Origin of the sequence: Streptomyces vulcanius, from assembly GCF_042653945.1 — a bacterium.
Lineage (GTDB): Bacteria > Actinomycetota > Actinomycetes > Streptomycetales > Streptomycetaceae > Streptomyces > Streptomyces mangrovi.
Genome location: NZ_JBHSFK010000025.1, coordinates 143,258 through 156,545, shown reverse-complemented (window position 1 = coordinate 156,545; position 13,288 = coordinate 143,258). Strand labels below are relative to the sequence as shown.

The 13,288-nt window shown below is 72.4% G+C and carries 11 protein-coding genes; 3 read left to right on the top strand and 8 right to left on the bottom strand.

Features of this window, described 5'->3' with window-relative positions; all coding sequences use genetic code 11:
• Positions 1–77 precede the first annotated feature (77 nt).
• A complete protein-coding gene (locus tag ACFPIH_RS33315; protein ID WP_381180702.1) occupies positions 78–1,058 on the bottom strand; it encodes a zinc-dependent alcohol dehydrogenase in 981 nt (326 codons plus the stop codon).
• A gap of 356 nt (positions 1,059–1,414) precedes the next feature.
• Here ACFPIH_RS33315 and ACFPIH_RS33310 point away from each other — a divergent pair, with 356 nt between their 5' ends.
• Positions 1,415–2,173: a CDP-alcohol phosphatidyltransferase family protein gene (locus tag ACFPIH_RS33310; RefSeq protein WP_381180704.1), complete on the top strand. Its 759-nt coding sequence runs from the start codon at positions 1,415–1,417 to the stop codon at positions 2,171–2,173.
• A 162-nt stretch (positions 2,174–2,335) separates the two neighbouring features.
• Here the strand turns inward: ACFPIH_RS33310 and ACFPIH_RS33305 are convergent, their stop codons facing one another.
• The 6 genes from ACFPIH_RS33305 to ACFPIH_RS33280 form a co-directional block, all read right to left on the bottom strand.
• Positions 2,336–3,073 (bottom strand): YcnI family protein, encoded by a 738-nt coding sequence (locus ACFPIH_RS33305; protein WP_381180706.1) that lies wholly within the window; start codon positions 3,071–3,073, stop codon positions 2,336–2,338.
• Between the two features lie 116 nt (positions 3,074–3,189).
• Positions 3,190–3,837, bottom strand: a complete 648-nt coding sequence (locus ACFPIH_RS33300; RefSeq protein WP_381180708.1) for a hypothetical protein — start codon at positions 3,835–3,837, stop codon at positions 3,190–3,192.
• A 96-nt stretch (positions 3,838–3,933) separates the two neighbouring features.
• Positions 3,934–5,157 (bottom strand): MDR family MFS transporter, encoded by a 1,224-nt coding sequence (locus ACFPIH_RS33295; protein WP_381180710.1) that lies wholly within the window; start codon positions 5,155–5,157, stop codon positions 3,934–3,936.
• Complete coding sequence (locus ACFPIH_RS33290) at positions 5,154–6,950, bottom strand: ABC transporter permease subunit (RefSeq protein WP_381180712.1); 1,797 nt, start codon at positions 6,948–6,950, stop codon at positions 5,154–5,156. The genes ACFPIH_RS33295 and ACFPIH_RS33290 overlap by 4 nt, the downstream gene beginning before the upstream one ends.
• Positions 6,951–6,953: 3 nt before the next feature.
• Entirely contained in the window at positions 6,954–8,462 is a 1,509-nt protein-coding gene (locus tag ACFPIH_RS33285) for an ABC transporter substrate-binding protein (RefSeq protein ID WP_381180714.1), read from the bottom strand.
• Positions 8,463–8,477: 15 nt separating this feature from the next.
• A complete protein-coding gene (locus tag ACFPIH_RS33280) occupies positions 8,478–9,083 on the bottom strand; it encodes a GNAT family N-acetyltransferase (protein WP_381180715.1) in 606 nt (201 codons plus the stop codon).
• 108 nt (positions 9,084–9,191) lie between these two features.
• Between ACFPIH_RS33280 and ACFPIH_RS33275 the strand changes: the two genes are divergently transcribed.
• Both ACFPIH_RS33275 and ACFPIH_RS33270 read left to right on the top strand, forming a co-directional pair.
• Positions 9,192–10,139: an ATP-binding protein gene (locus ACFPIH_RS33275; RefSeq protein WP_381180717.1), complete on the top strand. Its 948-nt coding sequence runs from the start codon at positions 9,192–9,194 to the stop codon at positions 10,137–10,139.
• Between the two features lie 39 nt (positions 10,140–10,178).
• Positions 10,179–10,571 carry an SCO5389 family protein gene (locus tag ACFPIH_RS33270; protein ID WP_381180719.1) on the top strand — a complete coding sequence of 131 codons (393 nt, stop codon included), beginning with the start codon at positions 10,179–10,181 and terminating at the stop codon, positions 10,569–10,571.
• 116 nt (positions 10,572–10,687) lie between these two features.
• Here the strand turns inward: ACFPIH_RS33270 and ACFPIH_RS33265 are convergent, their stop codons facing one another.
• Positions 10,688–12,943 carry an elongation factor G gene (locus ACFPIH_RS33265; protein ID WP_381180721.1) on the bottom strand — a complete coding sequence of 752 codons (2,256 nt, stop codon included), beginning with the start codon at positions 12,941–12,943 and terminating at the stop codon, positions 10,688–10,690.
• Positions 12,944–13,288 lie beyond the last annotated feature (345 nt).

Genomic DNA, 13,288 nt, shown 5'->3' with positions numbered 1-13,288 from the left:
CCTCGGTTCCCCATGTTCAGCCCGATCTCACTCTTTTCTCAGGTCAGGCGCTCTTGCTGCTCACCGACGGGTACCCGTCACGAACCTGACGGGTACCTGACGCGGTGACAGAGCGCGGGAAGCTCGCCCGAGGCGAGCCTCGGCATCACCTCCGGCAACTCCTCGAACGCGCTTTCCCCGGTGACGAGGGCGTCCAGCGCCGGGTCGGCGAGCAGGTCGAGGGCGAGGGCCAGCCGGTCGGCGTACGTCCGTCCGGGCCGGGCCGGGGAGACGGTGCCGACCTGACTGCTGCGGATGACCAGGCGGCGGGAGTGGAAGTCCTCGCCGAGCGGCAGCGAGACCTTCCGGTCGCCGTACCAGCTCAGTTCGAGAACGGTTCCCTCGGCGGCCAGCAGTTCCAGGGAGCGGGTGAGTCCCTGTTCGGTGGCGCTGGCGTGCACGACGAGGTCGCAGCCGCCGAGGGCGTCCCGCGGCAGCGCGAAGCCGACACCGAGCGCCTCGGCGGTCTTCGCCCGCGCCGGGTCGGCGTCCACCAGCTGGACGCGGACACCCGGGAAACGCGCCAGCAGCGCGGCGACCGAGCAGCCGACCATGCCGCCGCCGACCACCGCGATCCGGTCGCCGACCAGCGGCTTCGCGTCCCACAGCGCGTTGACGGCGGTTTCGACGGTGCCGGCGAGGACGGCCCGTTCGGCGGGCACGGAATCGGGGACGGGGGTGACGGCCGACGCCGGGACGACGTAGCGCGTCTGGTGCGGGAAGAGTGAAAAAACGGTTCGCCCGAGGAGTTCCGCGGGACCCTCCTCCACCAGACCCACGTTGAGGTAGCCGTACTTCACGGGCGCCGGGAAGTCGCCCTCCTGGAACGGCGCCCGCATCACCGCGTGCTGACTCTCCGGCACCCCGCCGCGGAACACGAGCGTCTCCGTGCCACGGCTGACACCGGAGAAGAGCGAGCGGACGAGTACCTCCCCCTCGGCGGGGGCGGGCAGGACGAGATCCCGGATCTCGCCCACGCCCGGGGAACCGAGCCAAAAGGCACGGGCGGTGCGGGTCATCGGCGGCCTCCGGGATTCGGTCGGCGGTATTCGGGATGCAGTCGACGGTGTCCGGGATACGGTCGGCCGTCCTCGGGATTCGGTCGACGGTCTCCAGGATTCAGTCGGCCGCCCTCGGGATTCGGTCGACGGTCTCCAGGATTCAGTCGGCCGCCCTCGGGATTCGGTCGGCGGTCTCCGGGTTGCGATCGGCAGCCTCCGGGATTCACGGAATTCATCGGTCCTTCCGGGTTCATCGGCGTCCTCCTGAAAGTCGGGCTGAACGATCGGGAAGCTGTTCACGTACCGAGGTGTGCACAGTCCGCGCACAGTACGCGGCACTGATCATCTCTGTCATCCGGCCGGAGGAACGTGCGGTGGCCCTGAACAACACTTACGACGCGAGGCTGGTCCAGCAGGAAACCGCTGTGGGAGCGGGCGTGCAGGTCCTGTTGCTGGCTCTGCTCGGATCGGCGATCGGCATGGGGCCGGCGGGCTGGGTCACCGGCCTCGTCTTCGCCATCGCCACTTGGGCGGTCCTCTCCCGCGCCCTGCATCGCTCCCGGCTGCGCTCCTTCGGCCCGGCCAACCGCGTCACGCTCGGCCGCGCCACGCTGGTCGGCGGCGTGACCGCCCTCGTCGCCGATTCCTTCGAGAGCGCCCCGCCGGTGACCCTCCTGGTCGGACTGACGGCCGTGGCCCTGATCCTCGACGGCGTGGACGGCAAGGTCGCCCGCCGCACCGGCACCTCGACGGCCCTGGGCGCGCGGTTCGACATGGAGGTCGACGCGTTCCTCATCCTGGTCCTCAGCGTGTACGTCTCGACGCAGCTCGGCCCGTGGGTGCTGCTGATCGGCGGCATGCGCTACGCGTTCGTCGCCGCGGCCCGCTTCGCCCCCTGGCTCAACGCCCCGCTCCCGCCGAGCATGGCCCGCAAGACCGTCGCCGCGCTCCAGGGCGTCTGCCTCCTCGTCGCCGGCGCCGACCTGCTGCCGTACGCGGGCAACTTCGCCGTCGCCCTGCTGGCCCTGGGCTCCCTGGTCTGGTCGTTCGGCCGGGACGTGCTGTGGCTGTACCGGACCTCGCGGGTGGTCGAGGAGGCTCCGGCCGAGCAGCGAGTGCTGGAGCTGGTGTAACACCCTGAGATTCCTCGGACCCTGAGGTTCCCCGAGCTCCCCCCACGGGAAAGGGCCCGCACCGTCGGTGGACGGTACGGGCCCTTCCGTATGCGGTACGCGGTGCGGGACATCCGGCATACGGTATGCGATGTTTCGCATGCCGGATACCGCATACCGTCTCTACGATCCCGTAGACCGCGTTCGTACGACGGCGAAGGCGCCCGCCGCGAGCCCCAGCACGCCCACGACGAGCCCGGCGATGCCGAGACCGCGGGCGGTGGAGTCACTGGAGTCGGCCGTCTGCGCGGTGCTCTCGGCGCCCTTGTCGGCGGTGCTCTTCGTGGACGCCGCCGAAGTTTTCGCGGTGTCGTCGCCCGCCGCCGTCAGTTTCAGCATCGGTGCCGGGTTCTCCGGCTCGTCCGCGCCCGCCTCGGGCTCCTCGATCCAGCGGACGGTCTTGCCGTCGGAGTAGGTCTGCAGGGTCTTGAAGGCGAGTTGGCCGGCGTCCTCGGGGAGTTGCCCGAAGGCGACGTCGAAGTCCTCGAACTGGCCGGCGCCGATCTTCCCGCCGGTCCAGGTGATCTCGGAGGCGGCCTCGGTGATGGTGCCGTCGTCGGTCTTGACCGGGGTCTTCAGCTTGGTGGTGGTCACCTTCGCGGTCCAGCCGTCGTGCGGGGTGACCAGGACGCCGAGGACCGGGTGGTCGGTGGGCAGGAACACCTGGACCTTGGTGGTGGCGGCGGTGTCCTCCTCATTGGGCACACGGAAGGTGAGCAGGCCGTCGGTGGCGCCCTTGGCGTAGCTCTCGGGGTGGACGGTGACGTGCGCGGAGGCGGCACCGGCGGCGGTGAGGACGGCTGCGGCGGCGAGCGCGGTGCCGAGTCCGGCGCGGCGCAGGGTGAGACGTGCGGTGGACATGGGTGGCTGATCTCCGTACAGGAAGGTTTCGTCGGAAAGCTTCGGGAGGGCTTCGGAAAGGCTGCGGAAGGGTTCGAGAACGCTGCGGAGCCTTCGGAAACGCTGGGGAAGCGGTGTCAGATCGCGTACGGGACCGGGGCGGGCGGGCCACGCCGGCTCACGGCGTGCCTCAGCAGCGGTTGCCGGGACGGGGCCGGGGCCGGGGCGGCGGGGTGGAGCGAGGGGACCGGGAGCGGCGCGGGAGTGCCCCGCCACCAGGCGGCGAGGCCGGGCAGAAACGCGATGGCCCGGCGGAGCAAGGACCACAGGGCGGCCTCACCCCGCCGAAGCCACCAGGAGGCGGCGAGGGCGGCGAGGAGGTGCGCGGCCGTGGCGTGGGAGGCCATGGCGGCGGTGAGGCCATGGGCCTGCACGTGGTAGTTCGCATGCTGGTGAACGTGCTGGTTCAGATGAGCGTGCGGGTGGGTGGCCATACGCATGCCGGGCATGGCCATGGACCGTGCGGCCCCACCGGGGCGCGCCGCGCCGAAGGCGGTGTGCAGGCAGGCCTGTGCGGCCAGCATGGCCGCGCCGATGCCGGGCATGGTGCGTTCCCTGGCGCCGAGCAGCCAGCCCGCGGCGAAGACGGCCAGGAAGCCGAGGCCGTCCGCCCGGAGCGGCGGCGCCTCACCCGTGGCGAGACCGTGCGCGGCGGCGGCCAGCGTCACGCACATCGCGGCGAACACCGCGGCACGCAGGCTCCGGACCGCCGGGGACGCACTCATGGTGACGGATCCTCCCACGGACGACTGATACGTGCGGTACCACGCCCCCGGTTCACGCCCCCCAGCCGCTCTTTCCCTACTCTCACCTACCGCCTTTCACCTACCGCGCGGCAGCACGGCGATCGCGGCGGCGGGTACGGCGGCCAGCACCAGCCACGGCACGGCCGCGGGCAGCCCGGTGTCGAGGAGGGTGCCGGCGGCGGCGCTGCCGATCAGCACGATCAGCCCGGAGACCGAGGACAGCGCCCCGGTGTACAGGCCGAGCCGCCCCTCTTCGGCAAGGTCGGGCACCCAGGCGCGGGCGGCCGGCGCGACGAGCATCTGGCCGAGGGTCAGCAGCACGACGAACCCGGCGGCGGGCAGCAGCCCCGCCGTCCCGGTCCGTCCGGCGGGCAGCGCGGCGGCGACGACCAGGAAACCGGCCGCGATCATGCCCAGCCCGGCCGCCGTCGAACGGCGCGGGCTGAGCCGCTCCCCCACCCACCGGGTGACGGGCAGCTGCGCTGTCACCACCAGCAGCGAGGACAGCGCGAACAGCCAGGCCAGCGGGGCCTGCGAACCGGCCGCGCGCTCCACCTCGGCGGGCAGGGCGAGGTAGAGCTGGTTGTAGGCGAGGAGGTAGGCGCCGTACCCGCAGCACAGTGCGAGGAAGCGGCGGTTGCGGAGCAACGGCCTTATCCCGCCCCGCACTTGGATGCGTTCACGGCCCGGGATGTGCTGGGGCAGCAGCCGGGCGTTCCCGGCGAGGACGAGGACGAAGACCCCGGCGCCGGCGAGGCACACGGCCCGGAAGTCGACCGACAGCAGCAGCGCGCCGAGCAGCGGTCCGACGAACGCCCCGGCCTGCCCGGCGACCGTGAACAGCGCCAGCACCCGGGTCCGCGAGCCGGCGCCCGCCTCCTCGCGCACGACGGCCTGCCGGGCCACCTCGGACTCGACGGCCGGCGAGAACAGCGCGGCGGCGAACCCGATGAGCAGTACGGCCCCGATCACCGCCCAGGCCTCGTCGGCGTACCCGAGCCAGCCGAACCCGGCGATCCGCAGCGCACACCCGGTCAGGACGACGGGCCGCACGCCGTACCGGTCGGCCAGCGCCCCGCCGACCACGAACAGCCCCTGCTGGCTGAAGGTCCGCAGCCCCAGCACGAACCCGACGAGCCACCCCGCCATGCCGACCGCACTGCCCAGATGCTCGGCGAGGAACGGCAGTACGGCGAAGAAGCCGACGTTGAAGGCGAGCTGAGTGAGGATCAGCAGTCGGAGAAGCGGGGAGAGGGGCACTTCGCTCCGCGAACTCCGGTACAGGGAGAGGGAGGTCACCGGGCGCCCGCCAACTCCACTGTGAGTGCACCCTGTTGGGACGAAGTGCTGCGGGACCGCCTGAGCAGGCCGGCCCCGGCCGCGGTGACCGCGAGGGCGCCCAGCAGGGCGAGGACGGCGGCGGGGGCGAGTACGGCCCAGGGGGCGCGCTCGGCGTAGGGCTGGTTCTCGGCGAGCAGCAGGCCCCACTCGGGCGACGGCGGCTGCGCGCCCAGGCCCAGGAAGCCGAGGGAGGCGAGTGCGAGGGCGACGCCGGGGAGGCGGAGGAGGGCGTGGCGGGCGACGGGCGGCAGCACGGCGGGCAGGAGTTCGTTCCTCAGCAGGTACCAGCGGCCGGCGCCGAGGGCACGGGTGGCGGCCAGGTGCAGGGTGGCCCGCTCCTCGCGCAGCAGCGCGGAGGTGTGCGCGGCGAGCGGCGCCCAGGCCACGGCGGACACCGCGAGGACGGGCGTCGCGGTCCCGCTGCCCCACAGCGCGGTGACGAGCAGGGCGGCGAGGACGGGCGGTACGGCGTTGACGGTGTCGACGAGCGGCCCCGACAGCCGGGGCAGCAGCCCGAGCAGGACGCCGGCCGTCAGCGTGATCGCGGTGATGGCGAGGGCCAGGAGGAGGGTGTCGATCGCGCCGTGGGCGACGCGGGCGAGCACGTCGCGGCCGAGGGCGTCGGTGCCGAAGGGGTGGGCGGCGGAGGGGGGTTGGAGTCGGGCGGTGGTGTCGAGGGCGAGGGGGTCGCGGGGGAGGCCGAGGGAGATGACGGCGGAGAGCAGAAGGCCGTATGCAATGGCCGGGATCCTGCGGACGGTCGACGGCGGACCGTGGAGTGTATGCGATGGGCCGTGGAGTGTATGCAGTGCACCGTCGCGCAGCGCGGGCCCGACCAGGCGGCGGGCCACGAGGCCGGCAGCGGCCGTGGCGACGGCGGCGAGGGCCACGAGGACGAGCGTGCCGGCCTGGAGGACGGGCAGGTCCTGGGCGATGGCGGCCTGGAGGGTGGTCCGGCCGAGGCCCGGGATGTCGAAGATCTGCTCCACGGCGACGGACCCTCCGGTCAGCCCGACGGCGAAGAGTCCGAGGTTGGGCAGTAGCCCGGGCACGCAGCGGCGCAGCGCCTGACGGGCGAGGCTGCGGCCGGGTATGCCGCGCGCGGCGGCGGCCGTCGCCCAGGGTTCGGCGAAGGCGGCGGGCAGTTGGTCGTCGAGGAGGCGTCCGAGCACCGCGCCGGCCGGCAGGCCGAGGGCGAGAGCGGGCAGCGGGGTGTACTGCGGCCCGTACCAGCCGAGGGCGGGCAGCCAGCCCAGCTGCACCCCGACGACGGTGGCGAGGACCGACGCGAGGAGGAACTCGGGCAGCGCGGCGAGCATGGCGGAGCCCGAGCCGCCGGGCGGCCGTCCGGCGAGGCGGCGGTGTGCGCCGAGGTACAGAGTGCGGGCGCACACGGCGGCGGCCGTGCAGAGTGCGACGCCGAGAGCGACCGCCATCAGCAGCAGCGACACCCCGAGGGCCTGCAGCACTCCCGGGGTGACCTCGGCGCCGGAGGTCCACGACCGTCCGGCGTCCCCCCGCGGCAGCCCGCCCAGCCACTCCCCGAGGAGTCGCAACGGACCACGCTCCAGGCCGAGTTGGGCACGGATTTCGGCAAGCACCGCGGGGGTGGCGTCCCGTTCGGCTGACCGTGCCTTGAGGACGGTGAGTGCCGGGTCGGTGTGCGAGAGCCAGGGCAGCAGCCCTATCCCGCACACCAGCAACGCGGCCAGTCCGGCACGCCACAGCGGCGCGCCCACCCTGCTCCCCATGGTTCAGCGCCGGGTCCCGGTGCCGGCCAGGGTGCGCTCGTAGGGGTCGAGGAGCACACCGCTGACCTTGGCGCCGACGCCGGTGATGACCCGCTGGTGGACCAGCGGTACGACGGCGTCGGTCCCGAGGACCGCGGCCTCGGCGGCCATGGCCGCATCCTGCCGCTCGTCGGTGTCGGCGACGGCCTGTGCCTTCGCGACGGCCCGGTCGACTCCCTTGTCGCACAGCAGGGCGAGGTTGTAGCCGCCGTCGCAGGTGAAGTCGCCGGCCAGGAGCGAGACGGGGTCTCCGGTGTCCAGGAGGCTGTTTCGGGCGCCGACGAACGCGTCGAACTTCCCGGCCAGCGCGTCGCTCTCCAACCGCGAGTACTCGCGCACCTCCAGCTTCACCGCAAAGCCGGCGTTCTCCAGTTGCTGCTTCAACACCTGGGCGGCTTCCGGGAGTTCGGGCCGGTTGTCGTAGGTGGCGAGGGTGACGGAGGCGCCGTCGGGGTCACCGGCGTCGGCCTGCCCGGTGGGCTTGACGCGCTTGCCCTCGGCCCAGGTGACGGCGGGGCCGTAGATACCGGCGCCGGCATCGGCGTGCCCCTCGTAGACGCCCTTGGCGAGTGCGGAGGTGTCTACGGCGGCGCGGGCGGCGGCCCGCAGCGAGGCGTCCTTGAAAACCCCCGACTTCGTGTTGAGGAGGAGGCTCGTGGTGCGGGTGGTGGCGGTCTCCCGGCGGGTGTCCTTGTCGAGGGAAGCGGCCTGGGCGACGGGTATCGCCTCCGCGATGTCGACCTGCCCGGTGCGCAGGGCGTTGGCGCGGGCGGTGCCGTCGGCGATGAAGCGGACATCGAGGCCGGATGCCTGGGCCCGGCCGCCCCAGTAGTCGTCGTAGCGGTCGAGGTCGGCGGCGGCGGTGCCGGTCACCTTGGTGAGTTCGAAAGGACCGGTGGCGGTGCCGACCGGGTCGACGGTGTCCTGCTTTTCGTATGCGTTCGGGGAGAGGACCGCGAGGCCGGGGCTGGACAGCCGCAGTGGCAGCACGGGGTCGGTCTCGCCGGTGGTGATCCGTACGGCACCCTCGCCCTCCGCCTTCGCGGCGAGGGTGACGCCGGAGAGGGCGGCGGGGGCGGGCTCGGCCCGCGTGGCGCGGGTGAGGGAGGCGGCGACGGCGGCCGGTGTGACGGCGGTGCCGTCCTGGAAGGTGGCGTCGCGCAGGGTGAACAGCCAGGTCCGGTCGTTCTCGCGCCGCCAGGACGCGGCGAGCGCGGGCGCGGCGGCGCCGTTGGCGTCGAGGGCGGTCAGCCCCTCGGTGACCCCGAGGCGGCTGAGGATCGTGGCGTCGGCGCCGTACGGGGAGAGGTTCTCGGCGGGCGGGAAGGCGAGCGCGATCCGCAGCCGGGATCCGTCCTTGCCGTCGGACGCCTCGCCCGCGCCCCCGCCGGAGGCGAAGCAGCCGGTGAGCAGCGGGGCGAGGAGGAGCACGGAGAGGAGCCGGGGGTGGCGGGAGTACCGGGGGAAGGGCATGAGTGGTGACCGAACCTAAGAGGTGGGGGGCGGGGCCGTGGCGGCGAAGGTGTGGAAGGGGACCTCGAAGTGGACGGTCCCCTGACCGCCGTCGGGGTCCTCACGCTCGTCGCGCACCACCTGGCCGAGGGAGCGCCAGAAGCCCTCGGCGCCTTCCACGGCCGGGTCGGTGTGCAGATAGACGGAGCGGTAGCCGCCGTCCGCGACCGCGAAGGCGAGCAGTCCGGTGACGAGGCGCCGGGCGAGCCCGCGCCTGCGGTGCCCGGGGCTGACGTAGACCCGGCGCAGTTGCGCGGTGGCCCCGGAAGGGAAGCGCTCGGCGACCTCGCGCGGGTTCGGCGGGTGTGCGGGTCCGCGGGAGTCGAGAGCGGCCGTGGCGACGACCTTGCCGTCGGCACCGTCCAGGGCGACCAGCAGGGTGTGCCGGGCCGGGGTGAGATACGCGGCGGCCGGGTCGATGATGTCGGCGTGCCAGCGCGGCACGTATCCGGTGCCGAAGTCCCGGTAGACGGTGTCGAGCATGACGGCGCGGGCACCGTCGAGATCCTCTGGGCCAGCGGGCCTTATGCAGTATTCACGCACCTGCACATCATATGCATTAGCGCTCGACCATTCGATCATCACCCACCTCACCCGACCCACCCCGGCCCCCGTTCGACTTGACAGCGATCATGACCTCGCCCTAAACCTTGCCACATGACATTCATTTTCAACAAGGTGGGTCGATAGGTGCGGGTCGCGTTCGTCGGCAAGGGCGGCAGTGGCAAGACCACCCTGTCCGCGCTGTTCTCCCGCTCGCTGGCACGCTCCGGCGCACCCGTGCTCGCCGTGGACGGCGACATCAACCAGCACCTGGCCGAGGCCCTGGACCCCGAGGCCGGCCCGTTCACGGCCCCGCCCCTGGCCGCCCACCTGGGTGAGATCAAGGACCTCCTGCGCGGCACCAACCCCCGGATCACCTCCCGCGAGGCCATGGTCAAGACGACCCCGCCCGGCCGCGGCTCGCAACTGCTGCGCGTCCTCGGCGACGACGAACTGCACGCCCGCCACGTCCAACGCGTGGGCGGTGTACCGCTGATGGTCACCGGCGAGTTCGACGAGAGCGACCTGGGGGTGGCCTGCTACCACTCCAAGCTGGGCGCCGTCGAGCTGTACCTGGGGCACCTCGCCGACGGTCCCGGCGAGTACGTCGTCGTCGACATGACCGCCGGCGCCGACGCGTTCGCCTCCGGGCTGTTCACCCGCTTCGACATGACGTTCCTGGTGGCCGAACCCACCCGCAAGGGCGTCTCCGTCTACCGCCAGTACCGCGACCACGCCCGCGAGTTCGGCATCCCGCTCGCCGTGGTCGGCAACAAGGTGACCGGCGAGGACGATCTGCTGTTCCTCAAGGAGCAGGTGGGTGACGACCTCCTCACCCACCTGGTCCACTCCCCCTGGGTACGCGCGGCCGAACAGGGCCGTTCCCAGGGGGAGTTGGAGTCAGCCAACCGCCATGCCCTGACGGTCCTGCGCGAGACGGTCGACTCCCGTACGAAGGACTGGCCGACCCTGCACCGCCATGCCGTCGAGTTCCACCTGCGCAACGCCCGCTCCTGGGCGAACGCGGCGACCGGCCAGGACCTGGCCGAACAGGTGGACCCGGACTTCGTGCCGGGACCCGGCGCTCTCGCCTGACTGAAACCTCGTCAACTCTTCTCACAGAACAGGACATCCATGTCTCTCGACGTCTCCCCGAAGCTCCTCGCCGAGGCCGAAGCCGGTGACATCCGCGAGGCGGACTTCGTGGACACCGTCCGCACATCCCTCCCGTACGCCTACGACCTCGTCGAGTCCCTCGCGAGCCGACTCCACGCCGGTATCGCCGAGTTCGCCGACAACCTGACGCCTCCCCCGTCCGAGCAGGAACGCGGCCAGCTCTTGCGCGCCCTCGCCAGCGACGCGATCCGCGGCAGCCTGGAACGCCACTTCGGCGTGGCCCTGGCCTTCCAGAACTGCCACCGGGTGGCGGCGTTCCGGCCGACGTCACGGGAAGGGGAGACGTATGCGCGGTTCACCTCGGTGCGGGCACAGGTGCTGAACCAGTCGGCGGAGCTGAGGGACTGCTGACGCAAGACGCGGTGGGGGTGACGTGAAACCGCTGTCGTCCAGGCGAATCACAGACACCCCGCTCCATTCGCACCGCCAACCGCATGGGCTGGCGGTGCGAACGGAGCGACCAGGAACTACGGCGTCGCCACCGCCGCCGGCGCGTACCCCGTCGGCCGGGCCGTGAACGTGCCGCGGCCCTGGGTGCGGCTGCGCAGACGGGTCGCGTAGCCGAACAGCTCAGCCAGCGGCACGGTGGCGGTGACCACCGCCGAACCGCCGTGCGCGGCAGAGTCGGTGCCGCCGCCGCGCACGGCCGAGTCGGTGACCCTGCCGCGGCGTGCCGCGAGGTCGCCGAGGACTCCGCCGACCGCGTCCTCGGGCACGGCGACGGTTACCTCGACCACCGGCTCGAGGAGCACCATCGCGCAGGCGCGCAGTGCCTCCCGGAGCGCGTACCGGCCCGCCGTGCGGAAGGCCATCTCGGAGGAGTCCTTCACATGGGTCGCCCCATCGGTGAGGGTGACCCGCAGCCCCGTCACCGGGTGCCCGCCCAGGGGGCCTTCGGCAAGGGCGTCCCGGCAGCCGGCCTCGACGGCACGGACGTACTCCTGCGGTACGCGCCCGCCGACCACGGTGGACCGGAAGCCGAACCCCTCCTCCAGCGGCTCCACATCGAGCACGACATGGGCGAACTGCCCTGCCCCGCCGTCCTGTTTGACGTGCCGGAAGACCACACCGGACACGCCACGGGCGACCGTTTCGCGGTAAGTCACCCTCGGACGACCGACGTTGACGTCCAGGCCGAGGGTGCGGCGGATCTTCTCCACCGCCACCTCCAGGTGCAGCTCACCCATGCCGGACAGCACCGTCTGACCGGTCTCGGGATCGGTCCGCACAACCAGCGAAGGGTCTTCCTCCGCCAGCCGCCCGAGCGTCGAGGCCAATCGGTCGGTGTCAGCACTGCGGCCCGCCTCGACCGCCACCGAGACGACCGGCTCGGCGACACCGGGCGGTTCGAGGACCAGCGGGGCGTCCGGCGCGCACAGGGTCGAACCCGCGCGCGCCGACTTCAGCCCGATCACCGCCACGATGTCCCCGGCGACCGCCCGGTCCAGCTGGGCATGCCGATCGGCCTGGACGCGCAGGATCCGCCCGATCCGCTCGGTGCGCCGCGTACCGGACTCCCACACCGCGTCTCCCTTCTCGATCGTTCCGGAGTACACCCGCAGGTACGTGAGCCGGCCCGTGGGGGTGGCGGCGACCTTGAAGGCGAGGGCGGCGAACGGGGCGGCCGGGTCGGCGGGACGTCGCTCGTCCCGACCACCGTCGACACCATCCCGACGACCGGCCACACCATCCCGACCACCGCCGGCACCATCCCGACCACCGTCGACACCATCCCGACGACCGCCGGCACCATCTCGACCACCGTCGACACCATCCCGACGAGCGCCGGCACCATCCCGACGACCGTCGACCGCATCTCGCATACCGTCGGCACCATCTCGCATACCGCGTACCGCCGGCACGTCCAGCGGCGACGGCAGATAGTCGACGACCGCGTCGAGCAGCGGTTCGATGCCCCGGTTGCGGTACGCCGACCCGCACAGCACGACCACACCGTCACCGGTGCGGGTCAGGTCGCGCAGCGCGACGGTCAGCGTTGCCGCGGAGAGCGTCTCCCGGTCGCAGAACTCCTCCAGCGCGGCAGGATGCCGTTCCGCCACCGCCTCCTCCAGGAGTCTGCGCCGACGCAGCGCTTCCTCCCGCAGTGCCTCCGGTACGTCCCCTTCGACGGCTGTGTCGCTGTCGCTGCTGCCGTCGGCCCAGGTCAGGGCACGCATGCGGAGCAGGTCGACGACGCCGGTGAAGCGGTCCTCCGTGCCGATGGGGAGCTGGACGACCAGCGGCACCGGATGGAGGCGTTCGCGGATCGACGCCACGGCCGTGTCGAGGTCGGCGCCCGCCCGGTCCAGCTTGTTGACGAAGGCGATCCTCGGCACGCCGTGCCGGTCGGCCTGGCGCCACACCGACTCGCTCTGCGGCTCGACGCCCGCGACCGCGTCGAACACCGCCACCGCCCCGTCGAGCACCCGCAGCGCACGCTCCACCTCGTCGGCGAAGTCGACATGCCCCGGTGTGTCGATCAGGTTGACGCGGTGACCGTGCCAGTCGCAGCTGACGGCCGCAGCGAAGATGGTGATTCCACGGTCGCGCTCCTGGGGGTCGAAGTCGGTGACGGTCGTGCCGTCGTGGACCTCACCGCGCTTGTGCGTGGTCCCGGTGGCATACAGGATCCGCTCGGTGACGGTGGTCTTGCCGGCGTCGACATGGGCGAGGATGCCCAGGTTGCGCACGGCGGCGAGGTGACGGTCGAGGTTGTTGCGCACGGCCCTTGGCCTTTCGGGGTGTTCTCGAAGAACGGGCAGCGCGATGGAAGGCGGACTGAGCACAAGTGACGTGCCAGCAGGCATCACACATCACTCACACATCAGGCACCGATCTGAGATGCCTGGTCGAAGTGAACGGGTGCTCAGCCCATCCGGTGCCGGCCGCGCAGCTGACACCGGACGGTCCGAGACACGAGGATCACCTCGTAGCGGGCGCGGGGAGCCGCGACAGCGGTGTGTGCACGCATGGCCGGGCTCCCCTCGTTCGTCACGGTGGCTGCGCACCCTGTCGTGGGCGGCACCCGATCGTTCGTGAGTGTAGGAGGAACGCGCGGGCGCGGCACC

Coding starts and splice junctions, on each gene's coding strand:
- ACFPIH_RS33305 (WP_381180706.1), bottom strand. CDS start 3,073: ATGTCCACCGCACGTCTCACCCTGCGCCGCGCCGGACTCGGCACCGCG.
- ACFPIH_RS33300 (WP_381180708.1), bottom strand. CDS start 3,837: ATGAGTGCGTCCCCGGCGGTCCGGAGCCTGCGTGCCGCGGTGTTCGCC.
- ACFPIH_RS33290 (WP_381180712.1), bottom strand. CDS start 6,950: ATGGGGAGCAGGGTGGGCGCGCCGCTGTGGCGTGCCGGACTGGCCGCG.
- ACFPIH_RS33285 (WP_381180714.1), bottom strand. CDS start 8,462: ATGCCCTTCCCCCGGTACTCCCGCCACCCCCGGCTCCTCTCCGTGCTC.
- ACFPIH_RS33280 (WP_381180715.1), bottom strand. CDS start 9,083: ATGATCGAATGGTCGAGCGCTAATGCATATGATGTGCAGGTGCGTGAA.
- ACFPIH_RS33270 (WP_381180719.1), top strand. CDS start 10,179: ATGTCTCTCGACGTCTCCCCGAAGCTCCTCGCCGAGGCCGAAGCCGGT.
- ACFPIH_RS33315 (WP_381180702.1), bottom strand. CDS start 1,058: ATGACCCGCACCGCCCGTGCCTTTTGGCTCGGTTCCCCGGGCGTGGGC.